This is a genomic window from Nostoc sp. (assembly GCF_036917355.1).
GTDB lineage: Bacteria > Cyanobacteriota > Cyanobacteriia > Cyanobacteriales > Nostocaceae > Nostoc.
Map to the genome: position 1 here is coordinate 127,520 of NZ_JBALDP010000111.1, position 23,357 is coordinate 150,876.

The following is a 23,357-nucleotide window of genomic DNA, read 5'->3' on the forward strand; positions in this document are numbered from 1 at the left end:
TTTATTACACCTCCCGCATTCCTAGACCTAGTACGATCGCCAAGCCAGAGCGTTGTACCTGTGGATATTTATCAGTGTCAACTTCCAAAGCTAAAGACCCGATTGGATCTATTTGGGTAGTTGGCAAACTCAATCGTTGGGTAAAAAATTCATCTAGCTGTTGAAGTCCACCTCCTGGGCCAGCTAATAAAATCTGCGCTACCTCCAAATTTTCACTTTGATTTAGGTAAAAATCGATGGAACGGCGCAGTTCATCCGTTAGTTCTCCCAAGACTCTCAATATGGCAGCCATGCCAGGATCGAGTTCGGTAACGCCAGTTTTACCGCCGTCTATGGGAGTTGCAGGAATAACCATTCCGTGTAACAGTTGCATGTCTCGTGATGTAGGTAAGCTCATTGCCCTTGCTAAGGCAGTTTGCATTTGATAAGTCCCGATGGGGACTGTGCGCGAAAATTGCGGCACTCCGTTAACGATGATGGCGATTTCTGTACTGTCAAACTCGATATCAACAAGCACTGCTGCTTCTTGCGGACCAAATTGTCGCAGTTGTTCGCGAATAGTCCGAATCAGAGCAAAACTGTTAATTTCTAAAACATCAATTTGTAATCCTGCCTGCTCGAAGGTACTTATATAGGTATCCGTGATCTCCTTGCGGGTGGCCACTAGGAGTACGTGTACTTTTTCAATGCCATCTTCATCTACAAAATACCCAAGTTTCTGATAATCTACATCAGCCTCTTCACGAGGATAGGGTAAATACAAACCTGCTTCATGGTTCAGCACCATTTCTCGCAGTTCTTTGTCGTCTAACTCTGCTGGCACTGGTATAATCCGAACGATAGAATCTCGTCCTGGTACACCAGTAGCAACATGAGAAGTTTTGATTTTGCTTTCAGCTAGCGCTTGCTGGATTAATTGCGCCATTGCTGGAGGGTCGCTGATTTGACCATCGGTAACTATCCCTTCTGGAACTGCTACCGATGTATAGATTTCTAGTTTCAAGCCTTGACCCTGCTTGCGTAGCTGAACAACATTCACCCGTTCGGGAGCAAGTTCAATGCCTACCCCTTTTTTCGATTTGCCAAACAGACTATTGAAGCTTTTTACCACAGTTGTGCCCGCTGGACTGCTAAATTGAAAATTTAAATTTGTTGCAGTAAAGGCGTTATATATTACGTCTTTACGGGTAATTTATTTAGCCTATAATCTCAACAATTCTGTCTAAGCTTTTCACACCGATCAAGCGTAAAAATACTGGGAAAATGATTCAATTGCGAAAATTTAAACAGCTTGTTGCTTTTGTACTGCTTGGCTTATTAACCAGTTGGATTGTAAGTTGCAGTACAGGTAATGTTAATACAAGTACAAAACAAGCTACTTCAGGAGCGGGAACTGTTGAGTTTTGGACAATGCAACTCCAACCTCAATTTACCGACTACTTCAAAAGCCTAATTGCGAATTTTGAATCGCAAAATCCAGGTATAAAGATCAACTGGGTTGATGTACCTTGGGCAGCAATGGAGAACAAAATATTAACAGCTGTCTCCGCAAAAACGCCACCTGATGTAGTTAACTTAAATCCGGGTTTTGCTTCCCAACTTGCCGGACGAAATGCCTGGTTAGATTTAGATGCAAAAGTCCCAAATGATGTACGTTCCTCCTATCTGCCGAATATCTGGAAAGCAAGCACGCTTAATGGTAAGAGTTTTGGGATTCCCTGGTATCTCACCACACGGTTAACCATTTATAACACTGATTTATTAAAACAGGCAGGTATCAATAAAGTCCCCGCAACCTACGCAGAATTGGCACAAGCCGCACAACAAATTAAAGACAAGACGGGTAAATATGCCTTTTTTGTAACTTTCGTACCGCAAGATTCTGGTGAAGTGCTGGAATCTTTCGTGCAAATGGGAGTCACCTTAATAGATGCTGAGGGTAAAGCAGCGTTTAATTCAGCACCAGGGAAAGCCGCGTTTCAGTATTGGGTAGACTTGTATAAAAAAGGTTTGCTTCCCAAAGAGGCTTTAACCCAAGGACATCGCCACGCGATCGATTTATACCAATCTGGAGAGACTGCGTTTCTAGCTTCTGGGCCAGAGTTCTTGAAAACGATCGCTAATAATGCCCCAAAAATTGCTCAAGCTTCAGAAATAGCACCTCAACTTACTGGTGACACAGGTAAGAAAAATGTCGCAGTGATGAACATAGTTATTCCCCGCGATAGCAAACAACCAGATGGCGCTGTGAAATTTGCTTTATTTGTCACCAATGACGAAAATCAGTTAGCCTTTGCTAAAGCTGCAAATGTCCTACCTTCTACGATCAAAGCATTGTCTGATACTTATTTTAAAGATGTTCCAGCTAATGCTTCAACAGTAGAAAAAGCGCGAGTTATTACTGCTCAACAACTGCAACAGGCAGAAATATTAACCCCTACTTTGAAGGATTTTAATAAACTGCAAAAGGCTGTTTACGAAAACTTACAAGCAGCAATGTTAAACCAAAAAACTGTAGATAAAGCCGTAGAAGATGCGGCGCAAGAGTGGAACAACAGATAAATTCGTAATTCGTAATTCGTAATTCGTAATTCGTAATTATGATTTACGAATTATATTGGTGGTTGATAAAAAATCTCCTACTAGATAAAGGGAACCACACAAAACGATTAAATCGTCTGTGGTGGTGGTTGAGGTTGCGGCTTCTAGTGCTGTGAATAAATCTGGATGGATTTGGCGATCGCTTAATTCAGGACAGAGGCTGTAAGCTAGATTTGATAAGTAGTCTAGATCCGCAGAAGTTCTACCGGGCCAAGGTTCTACTGGTATTGGCACTAAATAAAGGCGATCGCCTGATCGCAGTAATGCAGTAAAAATATCAGTATGATCCTTATCGGCAAACATTCCCATAACCCAATTGACTGGCTTGGGGTTAACTGCGTCTAAGCTATCAACATATTGGCGGAGAACTTGGGCAGCGGCGGTATTATGAGCGCCATCAAGTAATAATTTATGGTTTTTCCAAGTAGTCCATTGCATCCGCCCCGGCCATTTAGTTTTGGCCATACCCTTAGTTATGGCTTCTTCTGAAATCTCCCAACCCTGTTGTTGAAGAATTTCTAAAGCGGCTAAAGCCAAAGCTGAATTAATTAACTGAATCTGTCCAGCTAACGGCAAAGGGTATTTAATTAATTTGAAATTTTGAATTTTGAATTTTGAATTTTGAATTGTTTCATACTCTGCCCATCCTGTAGAGATTTCACGGGCAGGTTGAGGTGTAAAAGTTGGACATTGTAATTCTAAGGCACGCGATCGCACCACTTTCTCTGCCTCTGGTGGTAATGGCCCAACCACAACAGGGCATCCAGGTTTAAGAATACCTGCTTTTTCTCTAGCAATATCAGCGACGGTAGGGCCAAGTTGCTGCCAGTGTTCGCGGCTAATGGAGGTAATGAGCGTAACTAAAGGTTCCAAGCAGACATTGGTTGCATCTAAGCGCCCTCCTAGTCCGACTTCTACCACAGCCACATCAACTTGTTGTTGGGCAAAATATAACCAAGCAGCTGCCGTAATTACTTCAAACTGGGTTGCCGATTCGTCACCAGCACGAATAACCGCTTGGACTTTTTCTAATAATTGGCTTAATTCCTCAGAGGAAATTGGCTGTTCATTCAGACAAATACGTTCCGTCCAATCAACTAAATGGGGGGAAGTGTAGCGTCCTGTACGATAACCAGCCTCAGTGAGTACCGATGAAAGATAGGCACAGACTGAACCTTTGCCATTAGTGCCAGCAACATGAATTACCGGGACTTGGTGATGGGGATTGCCGAGATTTGCCAATAGATTGACAATGCGATCAAGTCCCAAATGGACACCAAAGCGTTGAAGGGGTTGTATTACAGAATCGATATCCAAGGAATGGGAGTAGGGGACAAGGGGACAAAGGGGACAAGGGGACAAGGGGAATAATCAATGCCCAATGCCCCATGCCCAATTAATGAATTTAAGCTTCTCTATCCAAAAAGCCTTGAATTTGTCTTAAAGCCGCAGCGCCAATATTAAACACTGCCCAGCTAGCGGCAATAACAACTGGTGCTAAAACGATCGCTATACGAAAATCGATATCCATATCTAGAACCCCTCTCTTAAGTAGAAATTAAAGTTTTGTCAACAGCTCTCATTTTTATTTTTAGCTGAAGTGGGCAATTTTTCCAAATACAAATGTAAAGAATGTTTAAATTATGGGGCATTGGGCATTGGGCATTGGGCATGGGCTAATATTTCTTCTTCCCCAGTTTCCCCTGCTCCCCTGCTTCGTCTGCTCCTCTGCCCCCCTGCTCCCTACTCCCTAAGCCTTGCTAAAACCAATATCAGTACCCTTACCAGCATGAACTAAAGCTAACTTTTGATAACGTTTAGCGTGTTCAATCAGTTCTGCGGCTTCAACATCTGTTACTTGCCGTAATACTTTACCTGGAATACCGACAACTAAAGACAAAGGCGGTACATTTTTAGTTACCACTGCGCCAGCACCAATAATGCTACCAGCGCCCACTCGTACCCCGTCTAAAATCACTGCGCCAATGCCAATCAAACTTCCACGCTCAATGTAAGCAGAATGTACTACAGCGCGATGCCCTACGGTAACATGATCTTCTAAGATTGTTGGAAAACCAGCATCACCATGTAAAATTGCACCATCCTGAATATTTGTGCATTCGCCAATTTCAATTCGTTCTACATCTCCCCTAACCACTGCTCCATACCAAATGCTCACTCCTGTTGCTATATTTACCGAACCCATAACAACAGCATTGCTCGCAATGAAGGCAGCTTGAGAAAAATCAGGAGATGTCCAGTAAGAAGCGGTAGACACGATAGAATATGAATATGGTACCCAGGAACACTGGAGAAACTCCAACCTTTGAGGCTGGTTGCACAACCAGGATATCACAGCGTCAAGCCTCTACGCTGAGGAAAACACTAGTGAACAATGTTCCTGCCGCAACACCGTGTCTATGCAGCAGTGAGCAAGTAACTCAAAGTGGTTGAGCCGAAGTGTATAATCCAACCCACTAGTGCTGGTGAAGACAAAACTATGTTTGTACGCACTTCATGATGAATCCAGGTTTGCAGTACCCGATGTTTGGGCCGGAAATACAGTGTCCCCATTGTCGCCAGACTATTCCGGCGTTGACACTAACAGATACCTATTTGTGTCCGCGTCATGGCGCATTTGAAGCTAATCCTAAAAATGGAGAGTTAATCCATTTGCAATCGGGGCGTCATTGGCGGAGGTGGAATAATGAATGGTATAGACAACATACTCATCCTGATGGTATTCGCTTTGAAATTCACGAAGCATTAGACAAGCTCTATACCCAAGGTTTTCGAGCAACACGAGTAATTATTGCTCGACGCTATCAGGAATTGATGAGTGGCTACTTAGAACGCAGCACGCCTTGGCGTTCTGGACAACCTGAAGCTACTGCTGCGCGTTTGTACGGTTTACCCGTGGAGTTTAGCCCCGATACTTCAGAAGATGACTGTTGGGAAGTGATTAATTTTGACTTGGAAAAAGAGCCTGGTGTCCCTGTACGCTACCCTTATTTCAGGTTGTTTGAGTAATGGTCATTTGTCATTAGTCATTTGTCATTAGTGAATAACAAAGGACAAATGACTAAGGACTAAGGATTAATATGCACCACGCCTCTATTCGGACTGCGAATATTCATCGCGCGATCGCTTTCTACGAACTTTTAGGGTTTACAATCTCAGAACGCTTTACCACAGGCTACACGCTAGCTTGCTGGATGGAAGGATTGGGCGGCAGAATTGAACTGATCCAAATTCCCGAACCAAAACCAGCCCCAGATGCTTTTGCTGATGAACATTATGTGGGATATTATCATCTCTCGTTCGATTTAACTGAGATTACACCAGATTTACCTAGCTGGTTGACAAGTTTACAAGAACGTGTATCGCTAGCTGCTGAGAGTCAACCCGAAGGATTAGAACCGTTGAAGGTGCTTTTAGAACCGACACAACAGCAAATAGGCGATCGCATTTACGAAGTAGCTTTTATCGCCGATACTGATGGCTTACCTCTGGAATTCATTCGGGTTTTAGCAAAACTCCCGTAATTTAGCTTTTTTATTAGCTTTGTTGCTAATATATTGTTTTTCTGTATTGTTACTGAAGTCACAGATTTTTTCGCCAGATTAAAGTGTAGTCACTCTCCAAAATAACTATGTAACTTAATTTACAGATAAATCTGCTAAATACATGTATGGATTTTCCAAATTTTATTCTAAATTTTATAAATATCCCTTGCCGTTATTACTTTTAAGTTTATGGCTAGTAGCTGTTTTTTTGTTGAGCGATCGACCTGCTCATAGCCAACATCCTGTTATATCTAACAAAGACAAATATCAGTCAACCTTGCTAGCAAAAAGAATAATGCCCTCAACACTGACAGAAAATGTCCGCAAGACAGTGCTGGAGAATGGTCTAACTGTCCTGACAAAGGAAGTGCATACTGCGCCAGTGGTGACGGTGCAGGTGTGGTACAAGGTTGGCTCGCGCAATGAAGAACCAGGTGTGAATGGCATTGCCCACCAATTGGAACACATGATGTTTAAGGGTACAAAAAACCGTCCAATTCAATTTGGACGTTTGTTTAGTGCTTTAGGTAGTGATTCCAATGCTTTTACCAGCTATGACCAAACTGCATATTACGGTACTGTGGAACGAAACAAGCTGAAGGCGCTGTTGGTGCTAGAAGCAGACAGAATGCGAAATTCCCAGATTGAGCCGGAGCAATTAGCCAGTGAAAAGCGGGTAGTAATTTCGGAGTTGCAGGGTTACGAAAATAGTCCAGAATATCGCCTCAACCGCGCTGTCATGAAAGCGGTGTTTCCCAATCATGCTTATGGGTTGCCTGTAGGTGGCACTAAAGCTGATGTCGAGAAATTTGAAGTTGAGCAGGTAGAAAAATATTACCGCAATTTTTACAGTCCTGATAATGCTGTCTTGGTGATTGTTGGAGATTTTCAAACTGCAAATGCTCTTGAAACAATTGAAGAGGTGTTTGGTAAATTACCCAGGCAGGAGGCAGGAGGCAGAAGGCAGGAGGCAGAAGGCAGGAGGCAGGAGGCAGGAGTTATTTCTCCATCACTCAACACTCAGTACTCAACACGGGCTAAACGTTCCGCTACCGCTAACAGCACTCAACACGGGCTAAACGCCCCGCTACCGCTAACAGCACTCAGCACTCCCATAGTATTGCGAGAACCGGGAGCAGGGAGGCTATTACAGGCGGTGTATCCGCTACCGGATGCAAACCAACCGGATGTCCCGGCATTGGATGTGATGGATTACATCTTGACAGAGGGACGAAATTCTAGACTTTATCAGGCATTGCTGGAATCAGGTTTAGCTAGTGAAGTTACAGCATCCGTCACCAGTTTGCGAGAATCTGGCTGGTATGAGGTGTTGGTGACGGCTGGAGCTAAACAAGATTTGAAAAAAATTGACTCAATGTTGAATAGTGCGATCGCTAATGTAGCAGAAAAAGGTGTGACATCTGAGGAAGTAGAACGAGCTAAAACTCAATTAACAGCAGATGTAATTTTGAGTAACCGTGATATCACCTCTCAAGCAATGCGATTGGGGACTGATGAGACAACTGTTGGTGATTATCGCTACACAGACCGCTATTTGGCAGCTGTTAGTCTGGTGAAGCCGACGGATGTTGTTGCTGTGATTAACAGATACTTGACAAAAGAAGCGCGGACAGTAGGATTTTTTGAACCAACCCAGAAGCGGATAACAGAAGTTGCTGACAAACCACACTCAGCCCAAACTACAGAAAATTTCTCTCCTGGCGCACCTGTGCTTCCTTCTGAGATGATGAAATACTTACCACCTGTGGATTTGGCTACAGATGCGATTGCCCAAGTCTTACCCCAGGAATTTAAATTGACTAACGGATTGCGGATATTACTCTTACCCGATCGCAGTACTCCCACCGTCACCTTGAGCGGTTATATTCAAGCTGGGACGGAATTCGATCCAGAAAACAAAGCTGGATTAGCTGCTTTTGTGGCAGATAATTTGCTAAATGGTACTAAGAGCAAGGATGTTTTAACTATTGCTAAAATCTTAGGAGAACGAGGGGCAAGTCTAGACTTTCAAACCTACCGCGAAGGCGTGCATATCGAAGGTGATAGTTTAGCAGATGATTTGCCGATACTCCTGGAGATATTGGCAGATGTTGTGAAAAATAGTAGCTTTCCCAGCAAAGAGTTAGAACTGCATCGCCAACAAACTTTAACTGATTTGCAACAGGAATTAGATGAGCCATCAGAAGTAGCCAGAAGAGTATTTGTTCAGTCAATTTATCCGAAAAAACACCCCTTACATACTTTTCCCACAGAGGAGAGTTTACAGCAGATTCAGCGCCAGGATGTGATTGATTTCAAAGCTAAACATTATCGCCCAGATACAACAGTACTAGCGCTGGTAGGAGATTTCGATCTAGACAAAGTGCGATCGCTGATTAAAAATAAGTTTGGAGACTGGGAAGTTAGCGGAAAAGCACCCACGTTAAAATATCCTCCAGTGGCAATGCCACAGAAAATCATCAGTGTCAACCCAGTTTTACCAGATAAAGCCCAAGCTGTAACTTATATGGGTTACACAGGCATTAACCGTTACGATCCTCGATTTCATGCAGCTTTAGTATTGAACCAGATTTTGGGAGGCGATACTTTATCTAGTAGACTAGGTGCAGAAGTCCGCGATCGCCAAGGTTTGAGCTATGGAATTTATAGCTCCTTCCAAGCTGGGAAGAATGTAGGGACATTTTTGATTGAGATGCAGACTAGTCCTGAAGATAGCAGTAAAGCGATCGCTAGTACCCGCCAGATGCTACAGCAAATTCATCAACAAGGTGTCACGGCGCTGGAAGTAGAAACAGCTAAACGCACCCTCATCAGCAACTACAACGTTTCTCTGGCAAACCCAGAGGAATTAACAGATAGAATTCTGATGAATGAGGTCTATGGACTAGATAAAGTAGAATTGCACTCCTTCACTGATAAAATCCAGAAAGTCACTCTTGACCAAGTTAATCAAGCGGCTCGTGAGTTACTTCACGCAGATCAAATCGTAGTCGTTACTGCTGGACCATCTGTGTTAGCAGGGAAAAGTATTAGGTAGAGATAGGCACTGGGCATGGATAATATAAAGAATAGGTAAAGTGTTTTTCTCCGCTACCTATTCATTCTTCCTGCTCATCAGCATTGCCTTTTGAGAATTAGTGATGAAAATTTATAACTGTTTTTACGAAATTGTAATTAAATCCCTTAGTTTCACAATTCCTACTTGGGTACAAATATTACGGCGCAACTACGTGATATTAATGTTACTCTTCGCTCTAAATTTCATCGCTGCTACTCCAGTAATGGCGGCGAATTTGTCTGGCGATTTGCTCAAGCAACCAGTTACAGAAATTCCAGTTAGCTTAGGTAATTCAGCTAACGAACTCAAGTTTGAGCCAAATCATTTGGAATTTGAGGTTGGTAAACGCTATCAATTACGGCTTAATAATCCCAGCCAACTGAAGCACTATTTTACCGCTAAAGATTTTGCCGATGGCATCTGGACACAAAAAGTTGAAGCAGGCAAAGTAGAAATCAAAGGAGCCATTCACGAACTGGAACTCAAGCCCGGTGCTGAAGCCGAATGGGTATTTATACCCCTAAAATCTGGCACTTATGGTTTACGTTGTACAATACCGGGACATACAGAAGCAGGTATGACTGGAGAGATTGCTATCAAAAATTAAAAATAATTGAGATGAATACAACATTTAATTAAGGTAATTAAATTCTCTGTGTAACTTTGCCTCCTTCTACGTTTAAATTTCAATCCTCAATTCATCACAATTTTAGACCAAACTGTACTAACTCCCATAGTGTTAAATTATAGATATTATTTCTCAATTAATCTAGAGAAAGCATTCATACTTCAGCGTCAAAGCCACCAGTAATTATTAATCTCCCATGAACATTTTCAGTAACTTACTTTCTCAAGCGACTCAGCCTGCACCAGCAAAAAAACAGCGCCGAGGAATTGAAATTAAATCGCCACGTGAAATTGAAATCATGCGGCAATCATCGGCAATTGTCGCAACTGTCTTAAAAGAAATTTCCGAGCTAGTAAAGCCAGGAATGACAACAGCTGATTTGGATGCTTATGCAGAAAAGCGTATCCGCGAAATGGGTGCAACACCAAGTTTTAAAGGATATCACGGTTTTCCGGGTTCTATTTGCTCCAGCATTAATAATGAAGCAGTACATGGAATTCCTAGCCCCAAGAAAGTGATTCGCGTTGGGGATGTATTAAAAGTAGATACAGGCGCTTATTTCCAAGGCTTTCATGGTGATTCTTGCATTTCAATTGCTGTCGGTGAAGTGACAGAAGAAGCCGCTAAATTAATTCGCGTAGCAGAAGAAGCTTTATATAAAGGCATTGAGCAAGTAAAGGCTGGTGTATACCTCCTTGACTTAGCTGGAGCAATTGAAGACCATGTGAAATCTAACGGCTTTAGTATAGTTGAAGAGTTTACTGGACACGGTGTCGGTCGTAACCTGCATGAAGAACCTTCAGTATTCAACTATCGTACTCGTGAGATGCCAAATGTTAAACTCCGGGCGGGGATGACACTAGCAATTGAGCCAATTTTAAATGCAGGTTCCAGACACACTCGGACATTATCTGACCGTTGGACAGCAGTCACAATGGATAATTCTTTATCGGCTCAGTTTGAGCATACAGTTTTGGTGACAGAGACTGGTTATGAGATTTTGACTGACCGTTCTAAGGTGTAATTGTTAGTTGTAATTATCTGTTGTTGAGAGAGGTAAAACGTTGAAAGATGGCGATTTACCTCTTTACTTTTTTAACGCAATTTGTAAAATATTCAATAACTGCTATATAGTAATCCAATCTAACTTTTCACAAATGATTTAGGACTGCCGATTAGTCGCCGCATAATTTGTTTTATAAATAGAAAGCATCTCTTTAGCTTGTACAGAGACAGACGTACTCTCTGGAATAGCTTCTAATAAATTAATTGCTTGCTGCCATTTATCTTGTGCTTGCTGACGACTTAGTTGTGAATGTGGTGAATTTTGAACAAATAAATTAGCTTCGGTTGCTAGCTTGTGTGCTGATTCTAAGTTTGCTACAGCTTTCTTTTCAATTAGCACTCTTTTACTGATAAATTTATAGTTAACTTGATAGTAAGCTAATTTCTTCTTTGCACGGTTATAAACTGATGTTTTAGCAGGAATTTTATCTAATAATATTATTGCCTGATACCATTTAGTTTCTGCTTGTTGCCAGAGTTTTAGAGGATGCGGTGGCTTTTGAACTAAAGAAGCAGCCTCCATACCAAGTTTTTGAGCAGATTTAAAGTTGGCGATCGCGGAGCTATCGTCTGCGACGAACGCACTTGTTTTTTGAGTTAAACTTAGATTTTGCTCTCTAATTTTCAAACCAGCAAAAGTTAAGATTAATAAACTTGAAGCGATAATCAAAGCTGAACGTATTATTTTTGGTGTTGAAAACTTTGGTACTATTCCTACTTCCTGGCTACTACTTTCCTGTTCAATCTTTTTCAGGGCTTGTTCTCCCTGGTGAGTGAAAGTATTAGCCTGAATAATTAAAGCAGCAATTTGCTCTTGAAAAGAATCACAATCATTGAGAAGATTTGTCAATTCTTGAAATTTTCCCTCACTCGATATAATTAATTCGTGGTCATCATCTAACCACTCTAAAGCGAAACCAGATTTACCATAAAAAGCTGATACACCTAATAAAATATTTAATAAGCTTCGACTATTTTTAATAGTATCAAAAATATAATTTAATTTTTGTTGTAACTGTAATAGTTGTTTTTGAGAATCGCTAATTTTTTCAATTTGATTTTTTAAAACATTAGATTTAGCCAAGGCTAAGTCAAGTTGTAAGCTGTCATTCAAGATTTGAAGTTCATTTGATATACCTAAATTAATAATATCAGAATTTAGTTGATTGACTAATTGAAGATCGCTAAGGATATCAGTAGCAATTGCTTGCAAAAAATAACCCCATTCAATCCAATCATCAATTTTTGATTGTAAATCAGTCAATGAAATTTTAGTTTCTGAGTTTCCAAACTTTTCTGCGATCGCTGGATCTACTAATCCCAAATTAGGTATAAATAAAGTAGCTGCTGCGCTCAATCGAGGAAGTGTAGCGATCGCAGAATTATCGATCCGATCGAATCTCAATTCTTGAGTGATTAATTTTTTAATATTCCGTAGCTGTTCCTGAGAATTATTGATTAGGATAATTTGTTCCATGATTTGATTAGAATCGCCAATAGTCAGTTTTAAATTCTGAATTAGTATTGGCAATTCACTAACAAGTATTTCTAGGTTAGCCATAAATACCCCTTGGGGATTTGTCGAAAGTTTATGCGGAACAATTAAAATGGCTTGAGTAAGAATACAACCACGCCTATTGCATCTGAGCATCCTAAATGAGTCACAAGTCTTAGGAGCTATAAAATTTATAGTTCCCGGAAATCCTGCTAAAGTAACAATTTCAGTTTAAAAATCCCAGAGATAGACAAAATTACCCATTCACTAACCTATGAATGAAGTTGATTTAGCATTTACCCCAGCACTAGAGTTGGCGCAATTAATTCGTCGCCGAGAAATATCACCGCTAGAGTTGGTAGAAATATATTTAGAAAGGATTGGGCAATTAAATCCTCAATTAGGAAGTTATTTTACGGTGACGGCAGAATTAGCGATCGCAGATGCCAAAGCCAAAACAGAATTATTAACAACTACCTCAGAACTACCGCCATTTTTTGGCGTGCCGATTTGCATTAAAGACCTCAATGCTGTAGCAGGTGTTACCTGTACTTATGGCAATCCGGCATTACTAAACAATATCCCTAACTATGACGATGGGGTTGTAACGAGAATTAAGCAAGCTGGATTTACTATTCTTGGTAAAACAGCCACTTCCGAATTAGGTTCATTCCCTTACAGCGAACCTATGGGTTTTCCCCCAGCGAGAAATCCGTGGAATTTAGAATACACCCCTGGCGGTTCCAGTGGTGGCGCGGCGGCAGCGGTAGCGGCGGGATTATGTGCGATCGCTCAAGGTTCTGATGGCGGTGGTTCGATTCGGGGGCCTGCGGCTTGTTGTGGTTTGGTGGGAATCAAGCCATCTAGGGGTAGGGTGAGTAAAGCACCCGTAGGCGAACGCCTCGCTGGAATTGCCGTCAACGGGCCGATCGCCCGGACTGTTGCTGATGCTGCTGCCCTTTTGGATGCCATCTCTGGTTACATGACAGGCGATCCTTACTGGTTGCCAGATCCCGAACCTTCATTTCTCGCCGCCACTCAGACAAAACTTGGTGCTTTGCGAATTGCCTTTGACACTAGTATTTCTCCTTTGGGAGAAGCTGACGCTAACTGTCAGCAAGGTGTCCGCCAAACAGTCCAGTTATTAGAACAACTCGGCCACCACGTTGAACAAAAATCCCCAGATTTTAGTGGTTTAGTTGAACCATTTCAAATCGTTTGGCAAGCTGGGGTAGCCGCGTCGGGACTTCCTGCTGAAGCTTTGCAGCCATTGAATCGCTGGCTATTTGCACGCACAGGTTCCGTTGGAGAATACCTACAAGCAGTTTCCCAAATGCAGGTAGTGGCACGGCAAATTGTGGCGTTTTTCGATACCGTGGATGTGCTGGTATTGCCAGTTTATCTACATTCACCTATCCGCGTTGGGGAATGGGCTGCGCTGAGTGCAGAAGAGACATTCCAAAATATTATTGAGTGGGTTGCCCCTTGTCCACCTGCGAATGCAACTGGCCAACCTGCGATCGCAATTCCTGTCGGCTTTGATAGTAAGGGTTTACCCATCAGCGTGCAGCTAATTGGTAAACCTGCCGCTGAAGCCACAATCATCAGCCTAGCAGCACAATTAGAAGCGGCTAATCCTTGGATTCATCATCGTCCAGCCTTTGCAATATCGGGCTAATCATGCAGGCATCCTTGGAACAACTTTCGCAAATTATCGTGTTTGCAGGTTTAAAAACGGCAGAGAAGATCGGTTTGCAGCCTTACACTCAGGTGCAATACTATCGCCAAGGAGAGATTATTCTCCATGAACGCGATCGCTTACCAGCAAAACTCTATGCTGTTGTCAGTGGATCGATTCAAGTTACCAAAACAGCAACAACGGGGAAAGAAACAATTCTCCGTGCCTTAGCTGCTGGGGAAATTTTTGCGGCTCCTGCTTTGTTGGGAAATGGAATTTCTCCGGCAACTGTCACTGCTGAATCTAATTGTGAAATCCTCACTGTAGAGCGAGATGCTTTATTAACAGCTATTGGCAAAAATCCTGAAATCGCCTTACGAATGCTGATGGTTTTTAACAGTCGGATTCAGCAATTACATGAAACAGTCCACGGATTAGTTTCTGAAAGGGCTATTGTTCGCCTTGCGAGATTGATTCAATATTTTGCTGCTGAATCGGGAACTGAATCTAGTCCACAAGGCGAACGTTTAAAAGTCAAATTATCTTATTATCGGATGGCTCGAAGTAGCGGCATTACTTACGAAGAATGCGTGCGATTAATTAAAAGTCTCAAACCAGTAATTGCTTATCACCGGGGTGGGACGATTACGATCCTTGATGTTGATAAATTAGATGCGATCGCTTCTGGAGATATAGATTAGTAGTGGCGCACATCTGTGCGCCACTACACGCGGGGGACAGGAATTCAGGCTGCTACAGCTGCTCTATCTTGTTCGCGTGCAGCGACAACTAAAACTAAACATAGAGCCGCGATCGCTTTTTGCCATTCTTGCCGAACTTGCGCGTCTTTAACACCTTCAAACAGTCCTACCAAGCGGGGAACAGAAGCTTCTAAAGCCAGACGAGGTACTGGACGGTGCAACTCAACTAAATGAGTTAGATTTTCTTGATTATGGAGAAAACCAATTACCCATGTTGTTGTGTGATCGGGACTATCAGGAACCCGTTTTACTCCCAACTCATTTTTTAGCCAGTTATAAAAAGGTGGTAATTCCTTAGCTAAAACTCCTCCTGCTATGGGTAAGGTTTCCTTAAGCAAATTGGTATCTAAGCTGTTTAATGCTTGTTGTAATCCAGGCGAATTGAGAACTTCAGTTAAAGGTTGTGATAGTATTTCTTCCAACTGAGTTTCAGAAAAATTTAAATTTTGAGCAAAAGTTAAAAGTAGCGATTTCATTTTTTTGGACTCCAAAATTAACTAATTTTTATCTGTGACTTTCTCAGAAAGGGTGAGCATAAATGTCAGGTTTTCTTCAGCTTTTAAGGCATGAAGTGCATTAGCAAGCAACAACACGAAAACACCAGGTTCAAGTACAATATCTTCTCCAGATAAAGTGAGTAGACCTCTGCCTTCAATTACGTTGATGGTGGCATTCCGAATAGAGGTATGCTCAGAAATATCAGTGTTGGCTGCTAGGCAAAATAAAGTGTATTGACAAGCGCTATCTTTCAGCAGTACTTTGCTGAAAACTCCCGCACTGGGATATTCAATTTGTTCTCGTAGTTGAATAATAAAAGATGGAGTAGTTGCAATTGAATTGGTCATAGTATTTTGGGATGATGAATCGTAAAGAAGACACAAGCTAAGTTTGTTACCCAGATATAAAGCATGTTTTACTGCTGTTAGCGCAGCGGGGCGTAGCTCATTCTGAATTTTGCTGTATGTTACTGGGCAACAGCACACAAAATGATGTAGCCTAATTCGTGTTGGTATTTATGAAAAACTTGGTGAATTTCTAAAACCCGCTTGCGAATATCTCTCTGCGTTAAGATATTCCACAAAATTCGAGTTGTGTTGAGAAAACCTTCATCTTGAAATATCCGTCCTAAATTCAATAAATTCATTGAGTCAGTTTGGCATTTCTCTACTTGCAATCCTGCTGTTGCAAAAGCCGTAATCCAGTTGGATTCTGATAGTGGCGTAGAATTAACTCGAATTACTCGTGCTAAGTCAACCCGAATTTGTTCTTCTTTATTAGTGGCTAGCAGTTCATGGGAGAGAAATTTACCTCCAGGTTTGAGTCGATTATGAATTTCAGCTAAAATCTTGGCTTTTACCGATGGAGATTGCATTGTGAGAATAGCTTCTGCCAATATATAATCAAACTTTCCTGGGATTGCCTCTAGGTTGAAAATATTACCTTCAATAATTTCAACTTGATTTTTTAACCCAGCAGCGCAGATATTAGCACGCGCACGAGCTACACTATCAGAATTTTTTTCAATGCCTACTACTTTGACATGGTACTTTTTTGCTAAAGCGATCGCACTATAACCAAAGCTAGAACCTAGCTCTAAAACTGTCTCTCCAGGCTGAAAGTTTGCCCACTGAAATAATTTTTCGGTGGCTATTCGTCCACCAGGACGGAGATATTTTTTACCTGCTGCTGCTAATACTTCGTGTCCGGTAGCTGTTTGGAAATTGAGGATAGTGTTGGTCATGTCTTTGACCCTCTGAACTTGTCTTACCCTCAATTTCTCAGTAATTTATGATATTGTCTCTGAGGTAGCTCATAGAAGCAGTATTACTTTGCTTTCCATTCGTGGTCAAGGATAGCGTAAAGAAAGTTGTCGTACCATCTGCCTTTGATTAACTCTTTTTCTCGCAGATGACCTTCACGACGCATACCAATTTTTTCTAATACCTTTATAGAAGCAACATTCTCTGAAATACACCAAGACCAGATACGATGCATTCTCAATTCTTCAAAGCCGAACTTTAAAATTTCCTGTGCTGCTTCTGTTGCATAACCTTGTCCCCAATATTGAGTATTTAGTTCATAGCCGATATTTGCTTCTCGCATTTCCAGATCGTTTACACGGATACCACAATTGCCAATCAGCCGATTTTCTTCTTTGAGGACAACAGCTAACTGAAACTTAGTCCGAGGTTGCTCTTTTTGCTGATCGATAAACATCTGGATAAACTCGCAAACATCTTTCTGTGTGCGTTGTGTCCAGTAGTTATAACGCAAGTACAAAGGATCGGATTGATAGGTAAAAACCGCCTGCCAGTCTGTCTCTAAAAAATCACGCATTAGCAAGCGGTGTGTTTCTAATATCATTTGTTCTTTATAGGCAAGTTCTACCACATCTACGTTAGCCAGTAGAATAATTGGCATTGCTAAATTCAAGGATGAAAATGATTTTGCGTGATTTCAAGATTCTTGTAAAAACGTTACATTGCAACATCTTTATAACCAGATTCATACATTGAATTAGCAACGCCGAATAATTAAGTTGCCCGATCAATTTTTTGCACTTCTTCGTCAGATAGTTTCACGTTGATAGCACGTGTTGAGTCTTCAATGCTGGAAACCTTGCTAGCTCCAGGAATTGGCAAAATAGCAGGCGATTTGGAACGCAACCACGCCAAAACGATATTATATACCGACACGCCTTTTTCTTTAGCTAATTTAGCGATCGCAGGAATATCTTGCAAGCCCTGATGGCGACGCCTACCACCAAAGGGACTCCAAGGTAAAAAGGTCAAACCTTGCTGTTCGCAATATTTTAATACGCCGTCATTTTCTGGCTGTCGTTGCCAAGGGCTGTATTGATTCTGCACCGAGACAATATCCATCACATCCCGCGCCCGTTTAATTTGTTCAACGGAAAAGTTAGAAACTCCCACAAACCGAATTAAACCAGCCTCTACTGCTTCTTTAACTGGCGCAAGGGATTCTTCAATGGTGTAATTAGTATCGGGAGAATGGTACTGCCATACATCAATGGGTTTAGCACCACCCAACGCCTCAAAACTCTCGCGAATTGTTTGGCGCAAATGTTCTGGATTGCCGTTGCTTGTCCAGTTACCATCGGGACGCATCAACCCGCCCTTAGTGGCTACAATCACTTGGCTAACATCGCCTTTGTAACTACTAAGTGCCTTGTGAATTAGCTGCTCATTGTGGTGCTTATCGGACTCATCTTTGCAGTAAGAATCGGCAGTGTCAATAAATGTAATACCCAAATCCAAGGCACGATGAATAACTTGGATTGATTCCGATTCAGAAGGACGATTAGCAATTGACATGGGCATACCACCCAAACCAATCGCACTTACAAAAATACCAGTTTTTCCTAGCTGTTTGGTTTCCATGCTTTTAGCTATAACTTTCTGCCCCAATTATCTATCAGTTAGTTATTTATTAGAAATCCTCCCTAGTACTTAGACTTGAGGATAAGTGAATGTAATTTTCCTTCTTGCTAGGTGTGAGAATATCACATTATTTGCCAGATAAACGGCGATTTACTCGAACTTTTAGTTAATAAGGATGATTAAATGAGATTTAAAATTTAATTTTATGAAAGTTATATTTGATTGTGGTCTTGGTGAATTTAATTATTATTGGTGTTTGCCATGATGTCAAAGGAGGAATAGTTGCGATCGACTAGAATACTTATTAATATTTACGCCCTGAAAACGGACGTAAATATCATGAAGTAATTTTGCTGGCTAATTTATTTTCTCTAAATTTATTAGAAAATTTAGAGAAAATAAATTAATAGCCCTCTATAGTATAACCAGCAGATTGAACCATCTGTTTAATTGACTCTTCAGAAGCCGCAGCATCTACAGTTACAGTTTTAGTATCAACATTTACATCTACTTTGGCATCAGATTCCATAGTCAGAATAGATTTAGTTATTTTTTTGGCGCACTCATCACCTTTAATATCTGGAACTTTCAATTGAATTGCCATTACTTACCTCATTACGTAAACTTAAATTTACATTTAAAAAATATAATATCGATTTTAAGAGTGAGCGCACATCTTACTTGAGTTAGGGAATTTGTCATCACATAAATAGTAGTAACTCAGAGTTATATCTAAATCATTATTGACAAACTTTGAGGTAGTAAAGTCAAAATAAAATACCAAAATATATAAAGTTATTTATGAAAATGCACTTAGTACTACTAACTTATAAAAAGCCGCTTGTTTAGTTTCTTCTGAAGGCTCCACTAGACATTTCCCCTGTTTTCCTAGTCGTTGGTGTTCGACATAGTTGTTTTTGTAGTACTGCCCAATCGTACAAGCGTTTATGCGTAATTCACGAAACCTTTTTATCTGTAGTTTTTAATTTATTGTATGCTTCAGGTACTTCCGCCAAGGTTTGGAGTACATATAGATTCAAAAAACAGCTATCTTGCGGCATAAATATACTGTGGGCTTCGCAACAAAAACTTTCAGTGACACAATTCTGATAAAAGTGTTGGATGCTGCTAATTTGGGTATTGACGATAGAGACTGCTTCACATTGCCAATGGGAACGATTGCTGAAATGTGCCATTAGTTAAAGTGCGATCGCTTGAAGCAACGAAAAATTAGCATTTATCGTTTGATTTATTTGCCAATCTCTATGACGAACTTATGACCCTCAAAGTAAAACTCGCTAACGCTTCTCTATAAGACGCTACGCGTAGCTTGCTTAAGCTATAGGTGATGCGCAATTTCAGGATGCTGAAGTCATCTTACTCATAAACACAACCTAGTCAACTACAAATACCCACTTTGTCAGTTTGTCTAATTGAGATATGTTTGGTAAATAAAATAAGTAGCCTACATCATCGGCTGTTATTCCACACTTGACATAAAGCATTGTGAGTGCAAAACGTCTGCCAGAAACCATTGCCCATGTCAGAATTACCCGCCAATCCTGGCAACACGGCTTCCTAGAAGGCGAAGTGAATGCGGGTGAGTTTGAGTGGCATTTCCAGTGGCATTTTCGCCGGGGAGAACTTGCCGTCAAGCCTTCCCAAGGCCGCGCCTTAATTAAAGAACCCCTCGGTCGATTTTTGGAGCAACAAGATTATCAGCTAGAGCCTGGAGGAGACTATGCTTTTACGATTCGGGCGGAACTTTAAAAGTTAGGAGAGACGCGATTAATCGCTTCTGTACAGGAGTTAGGAGTAACGATCTAAGTCCTCACTCCTGACTGCTTAGTGTTGATTCCGTGAGGCGATTTAAGTATCTTTCGATTAAGAGGATGGCAACAATGTCATCTATGGGTCTTGGAGGCTGTCGGAGACCCTGTGGCAATAGCTTGATTAGCCCTTTGGGTGGGAACATTTGCCAATAGCGATCGCGTGCTTCTAAGGTTGTGTAGCGCTCATCCACTAAAATAATACTCAACGGTTCTGTCAATTCTTGATATAGTCTCTGTCTCCACTGTTTGGCTGTAGTTTGGTCGCCCATGACCATCAAAGAGATTGGAAATCTTTGGCGCAGTGTCTCAATGGTAGCGATCGCCTCTTTTGCTAACACGACTTGATGATAATAGAGTTGCCGATCCAGTCCCATCACCGCTAAACCACACTTATCTCGACCTGGATCGAACCCCAAGATGACTGGTTGCGTTGCTGAAAATTCACGGAAATTCATAATTAATTAAAAATAAAAAATAAAAAATCTACCCTTACAGGGATCTTGCTACGCATAGTATGTGCTAAATAAAAAATGCAGCTACAGCAACTATTTTGACTGCTGTTCAATATGTTTAAATCTTACTAATAACAGCGTGCAAATAATTTTTTAAGTACTAAAAATAATTTTTCCGTTAACTATTGCCACTAATTTTACTCTTAATGGCCCGGCTGTATAAGTATCGTCTGCTGCGATCGCTTTGATCTCCAACGGTTGATTATACTGTCTTAGTTGGCTGACAAAGCGCAGAAAAGTCCCCTCTACTTGCACATTTTCGACAATTCCAGCATTACGGGCACGAAATTGGGAAGCAGAAATCAGTATTTCTAGCCGCTGCTGTAACTGATAAGATGTCATCGTTTTGGAATCAGCAGTAGTCGTGGCTAGCACCGCGCCTCCCGAAAAAACTAGTTGATTCTGGGCTGTATCCGCAAAAAATTCTATTTGCTTTTCTCCCCTGACGTAATTACCAGCAGAGAAAATTCGCACAACGTATTCTTTACCATCCTCAATCTGCTTGCTTAATTGATCGACCCTATCCTGGGTGACGCGTAGTAGTTCTAAATTTGCCGGATTTGCACCAGGTTCGCTTAATTCGAGGTTGGCGTTGCGATTGGCTTCTTGTAACAGTTGTACCACTGCCTGACGAGCAGCAGCAGGTTGAGTAACACGAATTACAGCAGCGGACAGAACTTGACCGCGAACTAAGGCCAGCTTACCCAAGCGTAGGTCGCGGTAGGACTGATAATATTTTTCCAGCCTGGCAACTTCCTGTTCTAGTTCCTCCTGTTGTGCTTCCAATTCTTTCAGGCGCGATTCCCGTTTGGCGATCACTTGCTCTCGTGCTGCAACTTCTACATTACGTTTTTGAATTAGTTGATCCAGTTGGGCAATTTTTTGATCGCGCGCTTCTATGGCTTCTTGACGGTTAGCAAGTTCGCGATCGCGTTTTTCAATTGCTGTTTTGGCTTCGTCAATGGCTTTTTTCGCTTCCGCGTAAAGTCTTTGGCGTTCTGTCTTCAGTAGTTCAACTGCCGCCTGTAGTGCCTTTCTCTGGTCGTAAACGCTTTGCAATTCAGCTATGGCTTTTTGGTATTGAGTTACCACCCGATCTAGCTGACCTTGAGTGCGTTGGAGTTGAGTTTGGGTTTGGGCTTGTTGACTAATGGTGCGGTTCAGCTGGGCTTGCGTTTCCCTTTGTTTGGCGTTTGCCGCCTGCAAAGATTGATTAATTGCCTGTAAGTCTTGTTGTGCCTTTGCTTGGGCAATTCTTGCTTGGTTTAGCTCACCCTCTACCTGACTTTTCTGAGTTTCTGCGGTTTTTAACTGTTCCCGCTTCTGTCTGAGGTCTGTTTGAATATCTTCTAACTCAAAGACTCCTTTTCGCAAGCCTTCGTCGGCAGCGAATAAAATCCCTAGAGTTGATGCTGAAATCAAACCACCAGTAAAAATTGTTACTAGTACAGCGGTGTTTTTCGGACGAAGCTTAAAAAGTGAGAGGCGGGCTTTGCCAACTCGTGTGCCGATGCGATCGCCCACAGTGGCAATTACGCCTCCCAGAATCAAAATTGCTGCGATGAGGATGTATCCGGTGGTCATCTTTAGCTACCGAAATCCTTCCTGATACAGCCTACTACTTTTAAGCATTGTCTGGAAAGAAGTGGAAATTGGCAATAGCTGAAATTATTCAATTTTAGATTTACCTCTAGCTATTAGTGTCATTTTTCAAAATAGAACACGCGCCGATTCCCCTTTCTCCAATTGTTTTTATGTGAACTGCCTACTTAAGGTAACAGGTTTATGCACAGTAATCTTCTTTTTGTGGATGGAAATCATCTTTTTCTCACGCAAATCTCCCAGTAGCCTAGTAACGGTAACACGAGTTGAACCAATTGCCTCTGCGATCGCTTGATGAGATAATTTCAAATCAATTGTGATCCCATCTGCGCAAGGAACGCCAAAATCCCGACAAAGAATTAACAAAAAACTCACCAACCTAGAACCCATATCTCGGTGAGCGAGAGTTTCAATCATCATCTCTGTTTGTAAAATTCGCGAAGACAGACCTCGCAGCATTAACATTGATAATTCTGGATTTTCCTTGAGTGCTACCTCGACCTGTTCAATTGGTGCCGACAGTAATTCCACAGGAGTAAATGCAACCGCATGGTAAAATCGATCCGACTTATTTCCTGTCAGCAATGACAATACACCAAAAACACTATTTTCCCGCAGCAACGCTACCGTTATTTCCTCTCCTGCCTCGTACACCCTGGAAAGTTTAACAGCACCTTTCAAAAGAAAATAAACTCGTTCGGCAGGATCGCCAGGAAAAAAGATCGTTTTATTGCGTTCAAACGTTTCCACAACTGGCGGAAACGCCCCGGTCGCCATCTGACGAAAAACATTTGCTAGGGCTTTATCTTGTGTCACGATCATCTCCCTTCCCCTACCCAATGCCGGAAAAACAAAAACTGATTACCTAAGAATACACCCGAAAAATGAATAAAGCACCGTCAACCTTTCTGTACTTTCCTATACTCAAACTAATCTCTTCATAACTCTTTGTTTATAATGATACATAATTGTTGATCCTTTCAGCTACAACTTGTTGATAAGTAGTTCCAATAGCTATATTCAAAAGGTTTTTTGAAGAACAAATAAAGATATCTTGAGAATATCTTTATAAAAAATCAAGATTTTTGTCACAGCAAACACCCTTAACAATATTCATTTTTGCCAATCCTGTATAAA

General features: G+C 41.5%; 23 protein-coding genes. 9 read left to right on the forward strand and 14 right to left on the reverse strand.

The genetic code is table 11. The annotated features are described in order from the left end of the window. Positions 1–4 precede the first annotated feature (4 nt). Positions 5–1,111, reverse strand: a complete 1,107-nt coding sequence (pilM, locus tag V7K53_RS33445; RefSeq protein ID WP_335201735.1) for a type IV pilus biogenesis protein PilM — start codon at positions 1,109–1,111, stop codon at positions 5–7. A gap of 152 nt (positions 1,112–1,263) precedes the next feature. Here pilM and V7K53_RS33450 point away from each other — a divergent pair, with 152 nt between their 5' ends. Beyond that, on the forward strand, positions 1,264–2,562 hold the full coding sequence (locus V7K53_RS33450; RefSeq protein WP_335201736.1) for an ABC transporter substrate-binding protein: 1,299 nt from the start codon (positions 1,264–1,266) through the stop codon (positions 2,560–2,562). A gap of 36 nt (positions 2,563–2,598) precedes the next feature. Here V7K53_RS33450 and V7K53_RS33455 read toward each other — a convergent pair whose 3' ends face one another. From V7K53_RS33455 to V7K53_RS33465, 3 genes are all read right to left on the reverse strand, one after another. Then, positions 2,599–3,918: a bifunctional folylpolyglutamate synthase/dihydrofolate synthase gene (locus V7K53_RS33455; protein WP_335201737.1), complete on the reverse strand. Its 1,320-nt coding sequence runs from the start codon at positions 3,916–3,918 to the stop codon at positions 2,599–2,601. 88 nt (positions 3,919–4,006) lie between these two features. Then, positions 4,007–4,132 carry a photosystem II protein Y gene (locus tag V7K53_RS33460; RefSeq protein WP_099101230.1) on the reverse strand — a complete coding sequence of 42 codons (126 nt, stop codon included), beginning with the start codon at positions 4,130–4,132 and terminating at the stop codon, positions 4,007–4,009. Positions 4,133–4,351: 219 nt separating this feature from the next. After that, complete coding sequence (locus tag V7K53_RS33465) at positions 4,352–4,879, reverse strand: gamma carbonic anhydrase family protein (RefSeq protein ID WP_289795818.1); 528 nt, start codon at positions 4,877–4,879, stop codon at positions 4,352–4,354. A 242-nt stretch (positions 4,880–5,121) separates the two neighbouring features. On the opposite strand from V7K53_RS33465, the gene V7K53_RS33470 reads away from it, so the two are divergent. The 5 genes from V7K53_RS33470 to map all read left to right on the forward strand — a co-directional run bounded on the left by V7K53_RS33470 (position 5,122) and on the right by map (position 10,898). Then, positions 5,122–5,631, forward strand: a complete 510-nt coding sequence (locus V7K53_RS33470) for a TIGR02652 family protein (RefSeq protein ID WP_442937507.1) — start codon at positions 5,122–5,124, stop codon at positions 5,629–5,631. Positions 5,632–5,702: 71 nt separating this feature from the next. Continuing rightward, positions 5,703–6,146: a VOC family protein gene (locus V7K53_RS33475; RefSeq protein WP_335201738.1), complete on the forward strand. Its 444-nt coding sequence runs from the start codon at positions 5,703–5,705 to the stop codon at positions 6,144–6,146. A 142-nt stretch (positions 6,147–6,288) separates the two neighbouring features. After that, positions 6,289–9,225: a M16 family metallopeptidase gene (locus V7K53_RS33480; protein ID WP_335201739.1), complete on the forward strand. Its 2,937-nt coding sequence runs from the start codon at positions 6,289–6,291 to the stop codon at positions 9,223–9,225. 202 nt (positions 9,226–9,427) lie between these two features. Beyond that, on the forward strand, positions 9,428–9,853 hold the full coding sequence (locus V7K53_RS33485; protein ID WP_335201829.1) for a plastocyanin/azurin family copper-binding protein: 426 nt from the start codon (positions 9,428–9,430) through the stop codon (positions 9,851–9,853). A gap of 217 nt (positions 9,854–10,070) precedes the next feature. Then, positions 10,071–10,898: a type I methionyl aminopeptidase gene (gene map, locus V7K53_RS33490; protein WP_334903486.1), complete on the forward strand. Its 828-nt coding sequence runs from the start codon at positions 10,071–10,073 to the stop codon at positions 10,896–10,898. 138 nt (positions 10,899–11,036) lie between these two features. On the opposite strand, the gene V7K53_RS33495 is transcribed toward map, so the two are convergent. Further along, positions 11,037–12,500: a hypothetical protein gene (locus tag V7K53_RS33495; protein ID WP_335201740.1), complete on the reverse strand. Its 1,464-nt coding sequence runs from the start codon at positions 12,498–12,500 to the stop codon at positions 11,037–11,039. A gap of 208 nt (positions 12,501–12,708) precedes the next feature. Here V7K53_RS33495 and V7K53_RS33500 point away from each other — a divergent pair, with 208 nt between their 5' ends. Both V7K53_RS33500 and V7K53_RS33505 read left to right on the forward strand, forming a co-directional pair. Then, the gene (locus V7K53_RS33500) at positions 12,709–14,112 is read left to right on the forward strand and encodes an amidase (protein ID WP_335201741.1); all 1,404 of its coding nucleotides are present in this window, start codon (positions 12,709–12,711) and stop codon (positions 14,110–14,112) included. 2 nt (positions 14,113–14,114) lie between these two features. Then, positions 14,115–14,813, forward strand: coding sequence for a Crp/Fnr family transcriptional regulator (locus tag V7K53_RS33505; RefSeq protein ID WP_335201742.1), 699 nt, complete (start codon positions 14,115–14,117; stop codon positions 14,811–14,813). Between the two features lie 44 nt (positions 14,814–14,857). Here the strand turns inward: V7K53_RS33505 and V7K53_RS33510 are convergent, their stop codons facing one another. The 6 genes from V7K53_RS33510 to V7K53_RS33535 form a co-directional block, all read right to left on the reverse strand. Beyond that, positions 14,858–15,349 (reverse strand): hypothetical protein, encoded by a 492-nt coding sequence (locus V7K53_RS33510; RefSeq protein WP_335201743.1) that lies wholly within the window; start codon positions 15,347–15,349, stop codon positions 14,858–14,860. A 21-nt stretch (positions 15,350–15,370) separates the two neighbouring features. Beyond that, positions 15,371–15,718, reverse strand: a complete 348-nt coding sequence (locus V7K53_RS33515; protein WP_335201745.1) for a cupin domain-containing protein — start codon at positions 15,716–15,718, stop codon at positions 15,371–15,373. Between the two features lie 119 nt (positions 15,719–15,837). Further along, the gene (locus V7K53_RS33520; RefSeq protein WP_335201746.1) at positions 15,838–16,614 is read right to left on the reverse strand and encodes a class I SAM-dependent methyltransferase; all 777 of its coding nucleotides are present in this window, start codon (positions 16,612–16,614) and stop codon (positions 15,838–15,840) included. 83 nt (positions 16,615–16,697) lie between these two features. Continuing rightward, a complete protein-coding gene (locus V7K53_RS33525; RefSeq protein ID WP_335201747.1) occupies positions 16,698–17,294 on the reverse strand; it encodes a GNAT family N-acetyltransferase in 597 nt (198 codons plus the stop codon). Between the two features lie 113 nt (positions 17,295–17,407). Next, on the reverse strand, positions 17,408–18,274 hold the full coding sequence (locus V7K53_RS33530; RefSeq protein WP_335201748.1) for an aldo/keto reductase: 867 nt from the start codon (positions 18,272–18,274) through the stop codon (positions 17,408–17,410). Positions 18,275–18,677: 403 nt separating this feature from the next. Next, a complete protein-coding gene (locus V7K53_RS33535; RefSeq protein ID WP_099104264.1) occupies positions 18,678–18,878 on the reverse strand; it encodes a heavy-metal-associated domain-containing protein in 201 nt (66 codons plus the stop codon). 902 nt (positions 18,879–19,780) lie between these two features. Between V7K53_RS33535 and V7K53_RS33540 the strand changes: the two genes are divergently transcribed. Beyond that, positions 19,781–20,044, forward strand: coding sequence for a DUF3146 family protein (locus tag V7K53_RS33540; RefSeq protein WP_118171445.1), 264 nt, complete (start codon positions 19,781–19,783; stop codon positions 20,042–20,044). Between the two features lie 61 nt (positions 20,045–20,105). Here the strand turns inward: V7K53_RS33540 and V7K53_RS33545 are convergent, their stop codons facing one another. The 3 genes from V7K53_RS33545 to ntcA form a co-directional block, all read right to left on the reverse strand. Further along, complete coding sequence (locus tag V7K53_RS33545) at positions 20,106–20,561, reverse strand: Holliday junction resolvase RuvX (RefSeq protein WP_094347375.1); 456 nt, start codon at positions 20,559–20,561, stop codon at positions 20,106–20,108. A gap of 150 nt (positions 20,562–20,711) precedes the next feature. Beyond that, positions 20,712–22,202, reverse strand: coding sequence for a DUF3084 domain-containing protein (locus V7K53_RS33550; protein WP_335201749.1), 1,491 nt, complete (start codon positions 22,200–22,202; stop codon positions 20,712–20,714). 168 nt (positions 22,203–22,370) lie between these two features. Next, positions 22,371–23,042 (reverse strand): global nitrogen regulator NtcA, encoded by a 672-nt coding sequence (ntcA, locus tag V7K53_RS33555; RefSeq protein WP_292854711.1) that lies wholly within the window; start codon positions 23,040–23,042, stop codon positions 22,371–22,373. Positions 23,043–23,357: the final 315 nt, after the last annotated feature.